Origin of the sequence: Microbacterium sp. SL62 (genome assembly GCF_026672635.1) — a bacterium.
GTDB classification, from domain to species: Bacteria; Actinomycetota; Actinomycetes; order Actinomycetales; family Microbacteriaceae; genus Microbacterium; species Microbacterium testaceum_A.
In genome coordinates, this window is the sequence record NZ_JAPPRM010000001.1 from 1,931,269 (window position 1) to 1,947,900 (window position 16,632).

15 protein-coding genes are annotated in these 16,632 nt (G+C 72.1%); 9 read left to right on the forward strand and 6 right to left on the reverse strand.

Going from position 1 to position 16,632, the window contains the following annotated elements:
• Window positions 1-34: 34 nt before the first annotated feature.
• Window positions 35-838, reverse strand: a complete 804-nt coding sequence (locus OVA26_RS09180) for a TetR/AcrR family transcriptional regulator (RefSeq protein ID WP_442786072.1) — start codon at window positions 836-838, stop codon at window positions 35-37.
• 125 nt (window positions 839-963) lie between these two features.
• Here OVA26_RS09180 and OVA26_RS09185 point away from each other — a divergent pair, with 125 nt between their 5' ends.
• The 5 genes from OVA26_RS09185 (at window position 964) to OVA26_RS09205 (ending at window position 7,054) form a co-directional block, all read left to right on the forward strand.
• Entirely contained in the window at window positions 964-2,580 is a 1,617-nt protein-coding gene (locus OVA26_RS09185) for a carboxyl transferase domain-containing protein (protein WP_268103905.1), read from the forward strand.
• Window positions 2,581-2,582: 2 nt separating this feature from the next.
• Window positions 2,583-4,520: an ATP-binding protein gene (locus OVA26_RS09190; RefSeq protein ID WP_268103906.1), complete on the forward strand. Its 1,938-nt coding sequence runs from the start codon at window positions 2,583-2,585 to the stop codon at window positions 4,518-4,520.
• Window positions 4,517-5,695, forward strand: a complete 1,179-nt coding sequence (locus OVA26_RS09195) for an acyl-CoA dehydrogenase family protein (RefSeq protein ID WP_268103907.1) — start codon at window positions 4,517-4,519, stop codon at window positions 5,693-5,695. Before OVA26_RS09190 ends, OVA26_RS09195 begins: the two co-directional genes overlap by 4 nt.
• Window positions 5,692-6,159 carry a MaoC family dehydratase gene (locus OVA26_RS09200; RefSeq protein ID WP_056232031.1) on the forward strand — a complete coding sequence of 156 codons (468 nt, stop codon included), beginning with the start codon at window positions 5,692-5,694 and terminating at the stop codon, window positions 6,157-6,159. The genes OVA26_RS09195 and OVA26_RS09200 overlap by 4 nt, the downstream gene beginning before the upstream one ends.
• Before the next feature lie 79 nt (window positions 6,160-6,238).
• A complete protein-coding gene (locus OVA26_RS09205) occupies window positions 6,239-7,054 on the forward strand; it encodes an HpcH/HpaI aldolase/citrate lyase family protein (protein ID WP_268103908.1) in 816 nt (271 codons plus the stop codon).
• Here OVA26_RS09205 and OVA26_RS09210 read toward each other — a convergent pair.
• The 3 genes from OVA26_RS09210 to OVA26_RS09220 all read right to left on the reverse strand — a co-directional run bounded on the left by OVA26_RS09210 (window position 7,051) and on the right by OVA26_RS09220 (window position 9,001).
• Complete coding sequence (locus OVA26_RS09210) at window positions 7,051-7,638, reverse strand: histidine phosphatase family protein (RefSeq protein ID WP_268103909.1); 588 nt, start codon at window positions 7,636-7,638, stop codon at window positions 7,051-7,053. The genes OVA26_RS09205 and OVA26_RS09210 overlap by 4 nt on opposite strands.
• Window positions 7,639-7,670: 32 nt before the next feature.
• Complete coding sequence (locus OVA26_RS09215; RefSeq protein WP_268103910.1) at window positions 7,671-8,087, reverse strand: hypothetical protein; 417 nt, start codon at window positions 8,085-8,087, stop codon at window positions 7,671-7,673.
• Between the two features lie 65 nt (window positions 8,088-8,152).
• Entirely contained in the window at window positions 8,153-9,001 is an 849-nt protein-coding gene (locus OVA26_RS09220; protein WP_268103911.1) for a Sir2 family NAD-dependent protein deacetylase, read from the reverse strand.
• Between the two features lie 117 nt (window positions 9,002-9,118).
• Between OVA26_RS09220 and OVA26_RS09225 the strand changes: the two genes are divergently transcribed.
• Window positions 9,119-10,321, forward strand: a complete 1,203-nt coding sequence (locus OVA26_RS09225; protein ID WP_268103912.1) for an amidohydrolase family protein — start codon at window positions 9,119-9,121, stop codon at window positions 10,319-10,321.
• Between the two features lie 34 nt (window positions 10,322-10,355).
• Window positions 10,356-11,165 carry a TrmH family RNA methyltransferase gene (locus OVA26_RS09230; RefSeq protein ID WP_268103913.1) on the forward strand — a complete coding sequence of 270 codons (810 nt, stop codon included), beginning with the start codon at window positions 10,356-10,358 and terminating at the stop codon, window positions 11,163-11,165.
• A 91-nt stretch (window positions 11,166-11,256) separates the two neighbouring features.
• Here the strand turns inward: OVA26_RS09230 and OVA26_RS09235 are convergent, their stop codons facing one another.
• Both OVA26_RS09235 and OVA26_RS09240 read right to left on the reverse strand, forming a co-directional pair.
• Window positions 11,257-11,937 (reverse strand): hypothetical protein, encoded by a 681-nt coding sequence (locus tag OVA26_RS09235; protein WP_268103914.1) that lies wholly within the window; start codon window positions 11,935-11,937, stop codon window positions 11,257-11,259.
• Window positions 11,934-12,794 (reverse strand): SGNH/GDSL hydrolase family protein, encoded by an 861-nt coding sequence (locus tag OVA26_RS09240; RefSeq protein ID WP_074694881.1) that lies wholly within the window; start codon window positions 12,792-12,794, stop codon window positions 11,934-11,936. Before OVA26_RS09240 ends, OVA26_RS09235 begins: the two co-directional genes overlap by 4 nt.
• A 351-nt stretch (window positions 12,795-13,145) precedes the next feature.
• Between OVA26_RS09240 and OVA26_RS09245 the strand changes: the two genes are divergently transcribed.
• Both OVA26_RS09245 and OVA26_RS09250 read left to right on the forward strand, forming a co-directional pair.
• Entirely contained in the window at window positions 13,146-15,317 is a 2,172-nt protein-coding gene (locus OVA26_RS09245; RefSeq protein WP_268103915.1) for a DEAD/DEAH box helicase family protein, read from the forward strand.
• Window positions 15,318-15,518: 201 nt separating this feature from the next.
• Window positions 15,519-16,598 carry a VIT1/CCC1 transporter family protein gene (locus OVA26_RS09250; protein ID WP_268103916.1) on the forward strand — a complete coding sequence of 360 codons (1,080 nt, stop codon included), beginning with the start codon at window positions 15,519-15,521 and terminating at the stop codon, window positions 16,596-16,598.
• Window positions 16,599-16,632: the final 34 nt, after the last annotated feature.

Genomic DNA, 16,632 nt, shown 5'->3' on the forward strand with positions numbered 1-16,632 from the left:
CTCTTGTCTCGGCCGCGGGTCGGATGCCGGGGGATCAGGCCGTCAGCGCCGCTCGTGCCATGCGGGTCAGGGTGGGGCGCACGCGAGCCGCGGATACGCCGCGCACGCTGTGCGGCGTCGAGTTGATCAGACCGAAGCACGCCAGGGCTCGCACGCGCCGCTCGGCGGGAGTTTCGGCATCGGGATGCGCTGTGGCGAGCGCCTCGGTCCACACGGCGACGTACGCGTTCTGCAGGCGGCGCACCGTGCGGCGGTCGTCGGGGGAGAGGCGGTCGAGGTCGCGGTCCTGCACGCGGATCACGTCGGCCTCGGCGAGCGCGAACGCGACGTGGAAGTCGACGAGGGCGCGGAGCGTGGTGTCGGCGGGGGCCGCCTCAGGCGGCGCGTCGGCGCTGCGATCCGCAGGACGGTCGGGGGCGGATGCCATGTGTGCAGGATCGCCGGGGGATTCGGTGACACGCGGGGTGAGGGTGTCTGGGGGCGGCGTGTCGGGCGGGTGCTCCGCGGTTGTGTTCGCGGCGGCGGATTTCGCGACTCGGCGCCCGCCCTCGAGCAACCGCTCGCTGACGTCGACGAGGATCGCGCCCAGCAACGCCTGCTTGCCCGGAACGTGGCGGTAGACGGCCGGGCCGCTCACCCCGGCGGCTTCGCCGATGTCGCCGAGGGTGACGCCGTCGAAGCCCCGCTCGGCGAACAGGCGTGCGGCGGCGGACAGCAGTGCGGCGCGGCGGTCGGCCTTCGCACGGTCGCGAGCGGTGCCGGCGGGGGCGAGGGGGGTCGCCGCGTCAGTGCGCGCTTCGCCGGCGACCGCGGGGGGCTCGTCGTTCGCTCTTGTCATCGGCATCCGCTCGGGCTAGCCTGGGAATCTCAGTTAGCCAACATTAACTGAAAAACCCTCCGGCGGGAACGACCCCGACCGGAACGACGGTGCCGTCGACGATGCGGCACCGAGACGGAGCCGCCATGAGCACAGCACCGGTCACCGCGCCAGCGCCCGAGACGTCACAGAACGCCGCGCCCACCGCCGCCCCCACCCAGCGCGACCTCGCGCAGGAGCTCCGCGCGGCGCTCGCCACGGCCGCCCGCGGTGGGTCCGACGCCGCGCGAGAGCGCCACACCGCTCGCGGCAAGCTCCTCGCCCGCGACCGCATCGACCGGTTGCTCGACGAGGGCAGCGCGTTCCTCGAGGTCGCCCCCCTCGCCGCCCACGGCCTCTACGACGGCGGAGCGCCCGGCGCCGGAGTCGTCGCGGGTATCGGCCTCGTGCACGGACGCCACGTCATGGTCGTCGCCAACGACGCGACCGTGAAGGGCGGCGCGTACTTCCCCCTGACGGTGAAGAAGCACCTGCGCGCGCAGGAGATCGCGCTCGAGAACCGCCTCCCGTGCGTGTACCTGGTGGATTCCGGCGGAGCGTTCCTGCCCATGCAGGACGAGGTGTTCCCCGACCGCGAGCACTTCGGCCGCATCTTCCGCAATCAGGCGCAGCTGTCGGCCCGCGGCATTCCGCAGATCGCCGCCGTCATGGGCTCGTGCACCGCGGGCGGCGCGTACGTGCCGGCGATGAGCGATGAGAGCGTGATCGTGCGGAATCAGGGAACGGTGTTCCTCGGCGGACCGCCCCTGGTGAAGGCCGCCATCGGCGAAGACGTCACCGCCGAGCAGCTCGGCGGCGGCGACCTGCACGCCCGCCGCTCGGGAGTCGTCGACCACCTCGCCGACGACGACGAGCACGCGCTCGAGATCGTCCGCGACATCGTCTCGACCCTCCCGCCGACCCCGGCGCCCGTCTGGGAGGTGACGGCGGCAACGGATCCCGCCAGAGACCCGCAGGAGCTCTACGACATCGTCCCCGCCGACATCACCCAGCCCGTCGACATGCGCGCGATCATCGACACCCTCGTCGACGCCGGCACGCTGCACGAGTTCAAAGCGTTGTACGGCGAGAGCGTCATCACGACCTTCGCCCGCCTGCACGGGCACCCGGTCGCGATCATCGCGAACGACGGCGTGCTCTTCAGCGAGTCGGCGCTGAAGGCCGCGCACTTCATCGAACTCGCCGATCAGCGCGGCATCCCCCTGATCTTCCTGCAGAACATCACCGGGTTCATGGTGGGACGGGATGCCGAGGCCGGAGGCATCGCGAAAGACGGCGCCAAGATGGTCACGGCCGTCGCGACCACCCGCGTCCCCAAGCTCACGGTTCTCGTCGGCGGCTCGTACGGCGCCGGCAATTACGCCATGTGCGGCCGGGCGTACGACCCGCGGTTCCTCTGGACCTGGCCCTCGAGTCGCATCTCGGTCATGGGGGGTGCTCAAGCGGCATCCGTGCTCTCGACCGTTCAACGCGACCAGCGCGCCGCGCGCGGGCAGGAGTGGACGGATGCCGAGGCGCAGGCCTTCCAGCAGCCCATCCGCGACCGCTACGAGGAGCAGGGCAGCCCGTACTACGCCACCGCCCGGCTCTGGGACGACGGCGTGATAGACCCCGCCGACACTCGCACGATGCTCGGGCTCGCACTCGACGTCGTCAGCCGCGTGCCGCTGGCCGACCGGGGCTTCGGCCTCTTCCGGATGTGATCGTGAGCGTTCCCCCGTTCTCCTCCGTGCTCGTCGCCAACCGCGGCGAGATCGCGCGCCGGGTGTTCCGGACGCTCCGGCGGCTCGGCATCCGCTCGGTCGCCGTCTTCACCGACGCCGATGCCGACGCGCCCCACGCCCGCGAAGCCGATCACGCGGTGCGCGTGCCCTCGTACCTCGACGTCGACGCGGTGGTCGCCGCCGCGGTGTCGTCGGGGGCGGATGCCGTGCACCCGGGCTACGGATTCCTCAGTGAGAACGCCGGCTTCGCCCGCGCGTGCGCCGCGGCCGGGATCGTGTTCGTCGGTCCCGGCGTCGAGGCGCTCGAGGTGATGGGCGACAAGATCCGCGCCAAGCAGCACGTCGCCGCGCACGACGTGCCGACCGTGCCGGGGTTTTCGGCCATGGGTCTCTCCGACGCCGAGATCGCCGCCGAGGCCGATCGCGCCGGATACCCCTTGCTCGTGAAGCCCTCCGCCGGAGGGGGCGGCAAGGGCATGACCGTGGCCACCGGTCCCGCCGACCTCGCCGACGCTCTCGCGACCGCCCGCCGGGTCGCCGCCGCGGCCTTCGGCGACGACACCCTGCTGCTCGAGCGGCTGCTCGAGCGCCCGCGCCACATCGAGGTGCAGGTGCTCGCCGACGCGCGCGGCACGACCCTCTCGCTCGGCGAGCGCGAGTGCACCCTGCAGCGACGGCATCAGAAGGTGATCGAAGAGGCTCCCTCTCCGGTCGTGGACCCGGAGACCCGCGCCCGCCTGGGCGAGGCCGCCGTCGCCGCCGCCCGCAGCGTCGGATACCTCGGCGCGGGAACCGTGGAGTTCCTCGTCGCGGGCGACCGGCTCCACGAGCCGTTCTTCATCGAGATGAACACGCGCCTGCAGGTCGAGCACCCCGTGACCGAGATGGTCACCGGCATCGACCTCGTCGAGCAGCAGCTGCGGGTCGCGGCGGGCTTCGCGCTCGAGCTCGGCGAGATCCGCCTCGACGGACACGCGATCGAGGCGCGCGTGTACGCCGAAACGCCCGCGCGCGGATACCTCCCCGCGACCGGGACCGTGAGCCGGTGGCATCCGGGATTCGCCCGCGTCGACAGCGCCGTCGAAACCGGCAGTGTCCTCAGCTCGCTGTACGACCCGATGATCGCCAAGGTCATCGCGCACGGACCCGACCGCGAGACGGCCCTTGCCCGACTCGACGCGGCCCTCGCCGACACGGTCGTGCTCGGCGTCGACACGAACATCGCGGATCTGCGGGCCCTGCTCGCCGATCCCGCCGTGCGTGCGGGGGATTTGGATACGGGACTGCTCGATCGGCGGGGGACTCCGCAGGCTCCCGAACCGTCGCCGGCCGCGCTCGCCGCGGTAGCGAAGACGGTGGCGGATGCCGGGACCCCGGCCGACGGCTCGGTCTGGGGCCGCGTCGGCGCCTGGCGTGCCGGGGGAGCGGTGGCTGCCCGCACGGTGGCGCTGGAAGACGACGCCGGGCGGGTTCACGCGGTCGCGCCGACTGCGGGCGATGCTTTCGTGACGGGTGGGCCGGTCGAGTACTGGGTGCACGCCGAAGGCGGAGCGCACCGGCTGCGTCTCGTCTCGCGTCGTGCGGCCGCCGAGCGTCGCCGCGACGCCGGCGGCCGCGCGCCCGGGGCCGTCGACCCCGACCTGGTCGCACCCCTGCCGGGGACAGTCGTCGCGGTGCACGTCGCCGACGGAGACACTGTCGAGGCGGGTGCCCGTCTCGTCACGATCGAGGCCATGAAGATGGAGCACACGGTCGTGACCCCGCATGCCGGCACGGTGCGGCTGCGCACCGCCGCGGGCGCGCAGGTGGCCCGCGACGCGGTGGTGGCGACGGTGAGCCCTGAGATCCCCCACTCCCACGATTCCGCCGGCATCCCGGCATCCGCCCCCGTTTCATCCCACAAGGAGACCCTCTCGTGAGCATCGACAGCCAGCAGATATTCACCGACGACGAGCGCGAACTGAGCGCGATGGTGCGCGAGTTCGCCGACGAGGTGATCGCGCCGCGCTCGTACGAAGCCGACCGCTCCCACCAGCTGCCCCTCGACCTCGTCGAGCAGATGGGCGACCTGGGGCTGTTCGGCCTGCCGTTCCCCGAAGAGGTCGGCGGACAGGGCGGCGACTACACGAGCCTCTGCGTCGCGATCGAGGGGGTCGCGCGCGTCGACCAGTCGATGGCCATCACCCTCGAAGCAGGCGTCGGCCTCGGCGCCATGCCGATCTACCGCTACGGCACCGACGCGCAGAAGGCGGAGTACCTTCCCGACCTCGTCGCCGGTCGCGCGCTCGCCGGATTCGGACTCACCGAAGCCGAGGCCGGCAGCGACGCCGGCGCCACCCGCACGACCGCGAAGCTCGAGGGCGGCGAGTGGGTGATCGACGGGACGAAGCAGTTCATCACCAACTCCGGCACCGACATCACCCGCTTCGTGACCGTCACCGCGGTCACCGGCCGCACCGACGCGGGCCGCCCCGAGATCTCGACGATCATCGTGCCCAACGGCACGGCCGGCTTCACCGTGGGCCCCGCGTACGACAAGGTCGGCTGGAACGCCTCCGACACGCATCCGCTCACCTTCGATGGCGTGCGGGTTCCCGAGGCGAACCTGCTCGGCCAGCGCGGGCACGGGTTCAAGAACTTCCTCCGCACCCTCGACGAGGGCCGCGTCGCGATCGCCGCCCTCGCCACCGGAGCCGCCGAGGGCTGCCTCGAAGCCGCCGTCGACTACGCCCGCAGCCGCACCGTCTTCGGCGAGCGCCTGTCGACGCGCCAGAACATGCAGTTCCTGCTCGCGCGCATGCACGCCCGCGTGCACACCGCCCGCCTCGCGTGGGTGCACGCCGCGCGCCTGTGCGACGCCGGCAAGCCCTTCACGGTCGACGCCGCCGTCGCGAAGATGACCGCGAGCGACGCCGCCATGGCGAACGCGCGCGACGCGACCCAGGTATTCGGCGGCAACGGCTTCATCAACGAGTACCCGGTCGCGCGGCATTACCGCGACTCGAAGATCCTCGAGATCGGCGAGGGCACGACCGAGGTGCAGCTCATGGTGATCTCGCGTGCGCTGGGGCTCACGGGTACCGTTGCGGCATGATCGAGCAGCGCGGCCTGTATCTGGAGGAGTTCGTCGTCGGTGAGAAGTACGCGCACCGCCCCGGGCGGACGGTGACGGATGCCGACAACGTGGTGTTCACGACCCTGACGATGAATCCGCAGGCGCTGCACCTCGATGCCGCGTACGCCGCGACCCAGCCGTTCGGGCGTCCGCTGGTGAACTCGATGTGGACCCTGTCAACGTTGGTGGGACTGTCGGTCGGGCAGTTGACGCAGGGGACGCTCGTCGCGCAGCTCGGGCTGACCGACGTGAGCTTCCCGGCTCCGCTGTTCGTCGGTGACACCCTGATCGCCGAGACCGAGATCGTCTCGGTGCGCCCCTCGGCGTCGAGGCCCGGTCAGGGGATCGTCGTCATGGAGCACACCGGACGCTCGCAGAACGACGAGGTGGTCGCCACCGCGACGCGCACGGTGCTGGTGTGGGCGCAGGAGGCGGCGGCGTGAGCGGGTCTCTCCCCGAGCCGCGCGGCGCGTTCCCTGAGGGCCCCGCGGGTATCTCCGCGGTGCTGCGGGGGTGTGCGGCGTGAGCGCGTCGTTCTCGCTCGGCCCCGCCCTTCTGTTCGTGCCCGGCGACCGGCCGGAACGGCTGTCGAAGGCTCTCGAGCGGGCGGATGCCGCGATCCTCGACCTCGAAGACGCTGTCGCCCCGGATGCCAAGGCTCACGCCCGCGCGGAGTTGATCGCCGCCGACCCCGACCCCGAACGCGTCATCGTGCGGGTCAACGGACCCGAGACGCCCGACTTCGCGCTCGACCTCGACGCCCTCGCGCAGACCCGCGTGCGGCGCGTGATGGTCGCCAAGGCCGAGGACCCGTCAGCGCTCACCCCGCTCGAGGGGTACGAGGTGATCGCCCTGTGCGAGACGGCGCGCGGGGTGGTCGCCGCCGAGCATCTCGCCGCCCTGCCGCAGGTGATCGCGCTCATGTGGGGTGCCGAAGACCTCGTCGCGAGCCTCGGTGGAACCTCGAGCCGGCGCGACGACGGCTCCTATCGCGATGTCGCACGCCTCGCTCGCGCCCGGGTGCTACTCGCCGCCGGAGCCTTCGGCAAGCAGGCGATCGACGCCGTTCACGTCGACATCGTCGACCTGGACGGGCTCTCGGATGAGGCGCGGGATGCCGCGGCATCCGGATTCACGGCCACCGCGTGCATCCACCCCGGGCAGGTCGCGACCATTCGCGCGGCGTACGCGCCGGGCCCCGAGCAGGTGGAATGGGCGCGGGGAGTGCTCGCCGCGGCCGAGGGGGAGCGGGGAGTGTTCCGCCACGAGGGGCGGATGATCGACGAGCCGATCCTGCGGCACGCCCGGTCGCTTGTGTCGCGGGCGGAGGTCTCTTAACTCGCGACGCCGGCGTAGGCCAGCATCTCCCAGCGGTCGCCGTCGAGACGGAACGTCGTCGCCGAACAGTTCGGCAGGCGCTCGCCCTCGCGGGGGAACTCCCCGTCGGTGGCGAACATGATGACCTCGCGGATGAGCGCTCCGTGCGCGACGGCGATCACGTCGACGCCCTCGGGGGCGAATGCCACGGCCTCCGCGAGCGCGGCCAGGGCACGCTCGCGCACGACCGGCCACGTCTCGGCGCCGGGCACATCGGCCGCGTGCCAGGGGCCGTAGGTGTCGTAGAAGGTGGGCGCGTCCATGCCCTCGGCCTCGCCGTACGAGCGCTCCTGCAGGCCGGGGTAGCGGCGGGTCACCGTGGTGCCGAGGGCGGCGGCGATGATGTCGGCCGTCTCGGCGGCACGGCCCAGGTCGCTCGAGACGACGACGACCTCACGGCCGGCGTACTCCGCGGCGAGGGTCTCGGCGATGCCGCGCGCCTGCAGACGACCCGTGTCGTTCAGGGGGATGTCGGTCGACCCCTGGATGCGTCCCTCGTAGTTCCACGCCGTCTCGCCATGCCGCACCAGAGTCAGAATCGTCACGGTTCGAGCCTAACCGCGGTTCGCGGCGGCGCTCACGATCCGGGGCGGTCGGGGGAGTCGCCCGGACACGCCATCGCGTGCGCGACGACAGGAGACGTGCGCAGGTCGTAGAGGCGACAGGCACGCCCCCGCTCGGGGCCCGTGCGGAAATTCAGGGGACTGGCGTCGCCCCAGTGATAGTAGGCGGCGACCGAGATCACGTCACCCTCTCTCGAGAGGACCGACCACCCGTAGGGGCTCTCGTTCTGCCGGCCTGCGGTGACTCCCCGCGTCAGCGCTTCTGTCACGGCGTCAGCGCCGTCGGGGGCCACAGCGACGGACGAGATCGCCGTGAGAAGGCCGTGGTCGGCGAATCCGGCCGCCTGCTCGTCCTCGAGGACGGGCGGGGGTTCGCCGACGAGACGCCCGATCGCGATGACCGCCACGAGGGCCGCAAGCGAGAGGATCACTGTCCGACGGCGTCGGAGGGGACCCGCGGGACGAGAGGGCGCGGATTGCGTCTGCGTCCGGGGCATCAGAGCTGTCCGGGCAACCGATCGGCGAAAGCTCTCAGCACATCACTGGTGCCGCCGTCGATCTTCACGGCCGCGCGCTGGTCGGCGCGAGTGGCCCCGCGGTTGACGATCACGACGGGCAGGCGCTTGCGTCGCGCCCGCTCGACGAGCCGGATACCCGAGTTGACGACCAACGACGAGCCGGCGACGACGAGCGCATCGCTGGTGTGCACGAGCTGCTCCGCCTCGCGGAACTTCTCGACCGGGATGTACTCGCCGAAGAACACGACATCGGGCTTGAGCGTGCCCTCGCACACCGAGCACACCGGCACGACGAAACCGTCGGCGCTCGCCGGGGTGACATCGCCGTCGGGGCCGAGCTCGACATTCTCGGGGAGCGAGATCCAGGGGTTGTCGGCCTCGACGCGTTCGGCCAGGTCGCGGCGGTCGAACACCTGCCCGCACTGCAGACAGCCGACGCGGCGCATCGTGCCGTGCAGTTCGACGACGCGTCCGCTGCCGGCGCGCACGTGCAGACCGTCGACGTTCTGCGTGATCACGCCGTTGGCGACTCCGGCGGACTCGAGATTGGCGAGGGCGCGATGACCGTCGTTCGGCTGCGCGGCGGCGAACACCTTCCACCCCAGGTGGCTGCCCACCCAGTAGCGGCGGCGCGCGTCGGCACTCGAGAGGAACTGCTGAGCCGTCATGGGCGTGCGCGTCGGCGCCCCCTTGCCCCGATAGTCGGGGATCCCCGAATCGGTCGACACGCCCGCGCCCGTGAGGACGGCGATCTTGCGCCCGGCGAGGACCTCGACGGCGCGATCGATGGATGCCGAGAACCCGGCATCCTGCGTCGTGTCGGTCATGCACACCTCCGTCCCGTCGAGTCTATGGCGGGGCGCCGACACCGGCTCGCGCGGGCGGCATGCCCCCTCGACGGGTGCGTGTCGCGGGGAGGCGCGCTCGAAAGGGAGACTGGGGGAATGAGCTCCTTCCCCCGGCCCGCCATGCTCGACGTCACCTCACTCCGCCGCGTGCGTCCGTGGGGCGGTGATCTCGTCGACATCGCCATCGACGGGGGACGGATCGCCGCGATCACCCCTGCTGCCAACGACCCCATCGGCATCCGGGAATTCGACGGACGCGGGCTGCTCGCCCTGCCGGGGCTCGTGAACGCCCACGCGCACGTGGACAAGTCGTGGTGGGGACTGCCGTGGCAGTCGTACGGCGGCGAGGGGTCGACCGAGGGACGCATCCGACACGAGCGGGAGCAGCGCGAGGCGCTCGGCATCCCCTCGGTCGAGCGCTCCGCGTTCGTGCTCCGCGAGCTCGTCCGCCAGGGAACGACCGCGATCCGCACCCACGTCGACGTCGACAACGGGGTGGGCCTGCGCGGGATCGAGGCGGTCGAAGAAGCCGCGGCCGCCTACGGGGGCGCCCTCGACGTGCAGATCGTGGCCTTCCCGCAGGATGGGGTGCTCCGACGCCCGGGTGTCCTCGAACTGCTGCGCGAGGCCGCAGGCCGCGATAGCGTCACGGGGATCGGCGGTCTCGACCCCGCGTCGATCGACCGCGACCCGGTGAGACAGATCGACGCCCTGACCGCGCTCGCCGCCGAGACCGGGGTCGACCTCGACATCCACCTGCACGACGCGGCCGAGCTCGGCGCGTTCCAGATCGAGCTGCTCATCGAGCGCACGCAGCGCCTGGGACTCGGCGGACGGGTGAACATCGCCCACGGGTTCGCCGTCGCCCAGCTCGACCCCGCCCGCCGGCGCGACCTCCTTGCGGCGATGGGCGAGGCGGGAGTCAGCATGACCACCGTCGCGCCGCTCGGACGCCCGCAACTGCCCCTCGCCGAGCTCGACGCGGCCGGCGTCCGGTTGGGGCTCGGCACCGACGGCATCCGGGATCTCTGGAGCCCCTTCGGCACCGGAGACACGCTCGGCATCGCCTGGCAGTACGCCCGCGCGGGAGGGCTCGTGCGCGATGAGGAGCTGCTCCGCGTCGTCGATCTCGCCACCCGCGCCGGCGCGTGGGCGGTCGGTCGAGAGGTGCACGACCTCGTCGAGGGCGCTCGCGCCGACATCGTGCTGGTGGATGCCGAGAACCCCATGGATGCGCTCGTGCGTCAGCCCGAGCGGGCCCTGGTGATCGCCGGGGGTCGGGCGCTTCACGTGGCGTGAGAGCTGGTGCGCCGGCTGCTGGCACCATGGGGGGATGCCCGTCATCCCCCTCGACTCCGCTGCCGACCCGCGCCTCGCCGACTATCGCGATCTCACCGACGTGTCGCTGCGGCGGGTGTCGGAGCCGGCCGGCGGGCTCTACATCGCCGAGTCGTCGAAGGTCCTCGACCGCGCCCTCCGCGCCGGGCATCGGCCGCGCTCCGTCCTCGTGCAGGAGAAGTTCCTCGCCGATGCGCTCGCGCTCGTCGGTGACGACGCCGAGGTCTACGTCGTCCCGGCCGAGGTCGCCGAACAGGTGACCGGATACACCGTGCACCGGGGGCTCCTGGCCTCCATGCACCGCCCCGCGCTGGCCTCCGTCGAAGAGATCGTGCGCGATGCGCGGCTCATCGTCGTACTGGAAGACATTGTCGATCACACCAACATCGGTGCCGCGTTCCGTTCGGCGGCGGCCCTCGGCGCCGACGCGGTGCTCGTCACGCCGCGCTGCGCCGACCCGCTGTACCGGCGGAGCGTCCGCGTGAGCATGGGCACCGTCTTCCAGGTGCCGTGGACGCGTCTGCCGGAGTGGTCGGATGCCGCGCCCCTGCTGCACGACGCCGGATTCCACCTCGCGGCCCTCGCGTTGTCGGACGACGCGGTGACCCTCGACGCCTTCTCTGCCGCGGGGCACGAGCGCATCGCCCTGCTGATGGGATCCGAGGGCGACGGACTCAGCCGGGGCGCGCTCGCCGCGGCGGACACCGTCGTGACGATCCCGATGGCCGGGGGAGTGGACTCGCTCAACGTCGCCGCGGCCAGTGCGGTCGCGCTGTGGGAGCTCGGACGGGGACGTCGAGCCTGAGGACCGTTCGATGCGGCTCGACGGGGCACGAACGCGAGTGGCGGCCCGCGCGGCGGCGTTCCCGGCGGTGAAGAGGTTTCGGCAGCGGCGCTCAGCCTTGAGCGTCGTCGAAACGCCCCTCGCGCATTCGTTGCTCCGACGCGGCAGCGGCGCTCACACGCTGGTCGCGGTCGGCTTCGAGCATGGCAAGCACCTCGTCGGGGAGATCGTTCTCGCCGACCAGGAACCACCGCTCGACGACGCTTCCTTCCGTGGCGACGCGACGGTCACGGGCGTCGTCGCGCGGTAGCCCCTCGAGCGGAGAATCGTCTCGTTCGATCGCGAGGTGCAGATGCGGAGGGAGCGCGTCGGAGCCGATCTGCGCCTCGGGCGCCGTGAACAGTTGCACGACGACACCCCGGCCGCGCCACTCGAGCCAGTCGATCTGCTCGTCGTCCCACCGCGGGTCGTCGGCGTTCCAGCCCGACCAGTCCGGCCCCTCGGTGTCGAAGGCCCATCGCTGCGGTTCGGCGTTGAGCGTCTCGGCGATCGCGAGCGCGTTGCGGCGGACGTCGGAAAGCTCCCCGTCGCGGAACACCGACAGGTTCGGCGGCCACGCCGACGACACGACATCCCACCCCGCGGCGCTGAAGCGACCGCTTTCGACCTCGGGTGCCCACCCGGTGTCGGCGAGCGTCTCGGCGAGCGCATCGGCGTCTCGCAGCAGGGTGTCCGCGGCGGCCACGCTCAGCAGGGCGAGGACCGCGTCGGGAAGGGCGTGCACGGGCGTCACGCCTGCGTCTCGCGGGAGCCCGCGGCATCCCGCCCCGGGGCGAGGGTCACCACCGGAAGCGGCTCGGGGCGCTTGGGCTGGATGTGGTCGCCGGACGACTGGTGCCGCAGGCGCCGCAGCACCCAAGGCACGAGGTACTCGCGCGCCCACACGAAGTCCTTCTCGCGGGCGGCGCGCCACGTCGTGATCGCCCTGGTCTCGGCCTTCATCGGCTCGAGGTCGTTGGGCACGTTGAGGGCCCGCAACACCATGCGGGCGACCTCGTGATGACCGAGGGAGTTGTAGTGCAGCCGGTCGTCGTCGAAGAAGCGCATGTCCTGCACCTCTTTGAGGCCCCACTGGTCGGCGACCACGCAGTCGTAGCGGTCGGCGATCGAGCGGATGTTCTCGTTGTAGATCGCGACCTTGCCCCGGATGCCGCGGAACACCGGCGTGAACTCGGTGTCGATCGCCGTGAAGACGACGATGGTGGCCCCGCTGGCGCGCAGACGCGCGACGGCGTCTTCGAACTGCCGCGACACGGCATCGGGATCGCTGCCCGGGCGGATGACGTCGTTTCCGCCCGCGGAGATGGTGATGAGGTCGGGTTTGAGCGCGAGCGCCGGCTCGATCTGATCGGCGACGATCTGCGCGATGAGCTTTCCGCGCACCGCGAGGTTGGCGTAGGCGAAATCGTCGACCTGCGCGCCGAGGACCTCGGCGACCCGGTCGGCCCACCCGCGATGACCGCCGTCGGGCAGCGGGTCGCCGATTCCCTCGGTGAACGAGTCGCCGAGGGCGACGTAGCGGCGCCAGGGGTGGGGGCCGGGGTTGTCGGATGCGGACGGGGTGCGGGGCGAGTGCGGATCGAGTGTCATCGAAACCTCCGGCTTCCACGGTACCCCCGGCCTCCGACACCGCGAGAGAGCCGGACGCGAGAGGCAGCGGCATCCGTCTCCGGGGTTCGACGTGAACGCGATCCGCGTCGCGTCAGCGCGTGCTCCTCACCCAGGCGTGCGCGGGTCGTGTCCCTGCGCGACCCACCGGCGTCCGGCCTCCTGGGGGACATCCATAAACGCGATTTCGTCGGATAAACGCCGTCTGCACGCGTTTCTCGGTACGAATCGCGTTTATGGCCGGTGGTGCGACGTATCCGCCTCCGGGTCGGGCGTGGCGGGCTCCGCTGTCGCCTATCGTGGATGTTCGCGCTCGCGAAGGATGGAGGTTCGATGCTGGAAGAAGAAGCCCGCACCTCGGCCCTCCCGCACACGAGCCCGGCCGCCGAAGCGGCGACTCCCCGCATCGCCTCTCCCGGCCCGGTCGCGAGCCCCGGCCCGATCGCCAGCCCCGGTCCCGTTGCCAGCCCCGGTCCCGTTGCCAGCCCGGGTCCCGTCGCCAACCCCGGTCCGGTCGCCACCCCCGGTCCGGTCGCGAGCCCCGACGCCTCCTCCGCGCCCGCCGTCGCCGCATCCGCGCCCGCGGACGCGGCCCCCGTCGTCGACCCGTCCCACGCGACCGCGCCCGTCGCCGACGAACCGGCGCCCGGGGCGATTCCCGACCCTGCTCTCGACGGGGTCGAGCCTCATTTCGGCTCCTTCGCGGCCGAGCACCTCTCGCCGTCGTTCCCGCAGCGCGCGCCGTGGGGAACCGCGCAGCGTCTGCGCGCCTGGCAGGCCGAGGCGCTGGATCAGTACTTCGGCTCCGACGGGCCCGACGGCGTCGGCAAGGGGCCGCGGGACTTCCTCGCGGCGGCCACCCCGGGCGCCGGTAAGACGACCTTCGCCCTCCGCCTCGCCTCCGAGCTCATGCGTCGTCGCGTGGTCGACCGCATCGTCGTCGTCGCCCCCACCGAGCACCTCAAGACCCAGTGGGCCGAGGCGGCCGCGCGTGTCGGCATCCGGCTCGATCCGTTCTTCTCCAACCGGCACGCCACGCCCTCGCGGCAGTACCACGGCGTCGCGGTCACCTACGCGCAGGTCGCGGTGAAGGCCGAGGTGCACCAGCGCCTCACGATGGACGCCCGCACGCTCGTCATCCTCGACGAGGTGCACCACGGTGGCGACGCGCTCAGCTGGGGCGACGCCCTGCGCGAGGCCTACAACCGCGCGACGCGCCGCCTGCTGCTGTCGGGAACCCCGTTCCGCAGCGACACCGCGCCCATCCCGTTCGTGGAGTACCACCCGAACGCGAAGGGCATCCGCCTCTCGCGCACCGACTACGCCTACGGCTACCGCCGTGCCCTCGACGACGGGGTCGTGCGCCCCGTCTTCTTCCTCGTCTATGCCGGTCAGATGCGCTGGCGCACCAAGGCGGGCGAGGAAATGGAGGCCCAGCTCGGCCAGGACAACACCAAGGACATCACCTCGCAGGCGTGGCGCACGGCGCTCGATCCCAACGGCGACTGGATCCCCGCGGTGCTCCGCTCCGCCGATCGCCGCCTCACCGAGGTGCGCGAGACGGTTCCGGATGCCGGTGGCCTGGTCATCGCGACGGATCAGACCGCCGCGCGTGCCTACGCCGCCATCCTCGAGGACATCAGCGGCGAGAAGGTCACCATCGTGCTCTCGGACGAGGCTGAGGCGTCGGGACGCATCGAGACGTTCTCGAAGGGGACGAGCCGCTGGATGGTCGCCGTGCGCATGGTGTCCGAGGGCGTCGACGTCCCGCGCCTCGCCGTCGGCGTGTACGCCACGAGCGCGTCGACGCCCCTGTTCTTCGCCCAGGCCATCGGCCGTTTCGTGCGTGCACGCCGCCGCGGTGAGACCGCGAGCGTGTTCCTGCCGAACGTCCCGCAGCTGCTCGCCCTCGCTGGCGAGATGGAGGCGCAGCGCGACCACGCCCTCGACCGCGACAGTGACGCGGAAGACCAGTGGAACGCCGAAGAAGACATGATGGATGCCGCCGAGCGCGAGGACAAAGCCTCCGACGCGCTCGAGCAGGAATTCGAGTACCAGGCGCTCGGCTCGCTCGCGCACTTCGACCGCGTGCTGTTCGACGGGCAGGAGTTCGGCCAGCTCGCGGTTCCGGGCACCATCGAGGAGGAGGAGTTCCTCGGCATCCCGGGTCTTCTCGAACCCGAACAGGTGCACGAGGTGCTCATGTCGCGCGCGACGCGGCAGTCGCGCCACCGCTCCACCCGCGAGGCGACCGAGAAGGAGAGCGGTGTCGAGCCGCCCTCCGTCGACGATGGCGGGCTCCCGGCGCCCCTGCACCGCACCCTCAAGGAGCAGCGCCAGTTGCTCAACACGATGGTCGGTCTGTACGCCCGCCAGAGCGGCGAGCCGCACGGCCTGGTGCACGCCGAGCTCCGCCGCATCTGCGGCGGCCCCGCCGTCTCGCACGCGACGGTCGCGCAGCTGCAGGCGCGCATCGACGTGCTGCGCAAGCGCGTGCACTCCTGACCGGGGTCCGGAACGGCTCGGCCCCGCCCCGCCTTCCGCCCCCCGCGACCCCCGGTTTCGCGACCCCGAAATGCTGGCACCGTGCCCTCGGCATCCGCGTCTTTCCGGGCTTCGGGGGGCCGAAATGCTGTCAGTGTGGGCCGACGCGCCCGAGGGGGTGAATCCGCCTCACTACGGTGGGGACGACCCGAAGGAGCACCCGTGACGACCCCCGCCACACCCACCGCCCGCGATCGCCGCCGCTGGGCGCGCTATCTCGTCGACGAACGCGCCGAGGCGCGCGTCTACCGCGAGCTCGCCTCGCGCCGCACCGGGGAGGAACGCGACATCCTGCTCGCCCTCGCCGAGGCCGAGGGCCGCCACGAGCAGCACTGGGTCGATCTTCTCGGGGAGGCGCCCAAGCGCCTGCCCGCGCCGGGCATCGGCACCCGCCTTCTCGCGTGGATGGCCCGCCGCTTCGGCTCGATCTTCGTGCTCGCCCTCGCCCAGAACGCCGAGGCCCGCTCGCCCTACGCCGACGAGCCCTACGCGACTCCCGCGATGGCCGCCGACGAACGCGTGCACCACGAAGTCGTCCGCGGTCTCGCCGCACGCGGGCGCCGACGCCTCTCGGGAACCTTCCGCGCCGCCGTCTTCGGCGCGAACGACGGTCTCGTGTCGAACCTTGCCCTGGTGATGGGCGTCGGGGCGACCGGCGTGGCCCCCAGCTTCGTGCTCTTCAGCGGTATCGCGGGCCTGCTCGCCGGCGCCCTGTCGATGGGCGCGGGGGAGTTCGTCTCGGTGCGGTCGCAGCGCGAGCTGCTCGAAGCCACCGAGGAGAGCGACTTCGCCGACTCCGCTCTTCCTCACCTCGACCTGGATGCCAACGAGCTCGCGCTCGTCTACCGCACGCGCGGGATGGACCCGGGTGCCGCTCTCGACAAGGCCCGCGACGTGGTCACCGCGGCGCAGGCCGGTACCGCACCCGCCGCGGCCGCACCGGGGGAGTCGTCGCACGAGGTCGTCGGCAGCGCCTGGGGTGCGGCCCTGTCGAGCTTCCTGTTCTTCGCCTCGGGCGCGATCATCCCGGTGCTGCCGTGGATCTTCGGCATGGCCGGCTTCCCGGCCGTGGCCCTCGCCCTGGGTCTCGTCGGCATCGCGCTGATCGGGACCGGCGCCATGGTCGGTCTGCTCTCCGGCGCCTCGCCGATCAAGCGCGGACTCCGCCAGCTCGCGATCGGTTTCGGCGCGGCCGCGGTCACCTACGTGCTGGGTCTGTTGTTCGGCGTGTCGGCGGGCTGACGCGGCGAGGGGCGCTGCCTCGGGGCAGCGCCCG

Coding starts and splice junctions, on each gene's coding strand:
- OVA26_RS09245 (WP_268103915.1), top strand. CDS start 13,146: ATGCTGGAAGAAGAAGCCCGCACCTCGGCCCTCCCGCACACGAGCCCG.
- OVA26_RS09240 (WP_074694881.1), bottom strand. CDS start 12,794: ATGACACTCGATCCGCACTCGCCCCGCACCCCGTCCGCATCCGACAAC.
- OVA26_RS09230 (WP_268103913.1), top strand. CDS start 10,356: ATGCCCGTCATCCCCCTCGACTCCGCTGCCGACCCGCGCCTCGCCGAC.
- OVA26_RS09185 (WP_268103905.1), top strand. CDS start 964: ATGAGCACAGCACCGGTCACCGCGCCAGCGCCCGAGACGTCACAGAAC.
- OVA26_RS09180 (WP_442786072.1), bottom strand. CDS start 838: ATGACAAGAGCGAACGACGAGCCCCCCGCGGTCGCCGGCGAAGCGCGC.
- OVA26_RS09200 (WP_056232031.1), top strand. CDS start 5,692: ATGATCGAGCAGCGCGGCCTGTATCTGGAGGAGTTCGTCGTCGGTGAG.
- OVA26_RS09220 (WP_268103911.1), bottom strand. CDS start 9,001: ATGACCGACACGACGCAGGATGCCGGGTTCTCGGCATCCATCGATCGC.
- OVA26_RS09225 (WP_268103912.1), top strand. CDS start 9,119: ATGAGCTCCTTCCCCCGGCCCGCCATGCTCGACGTCACCTCACTCCGC.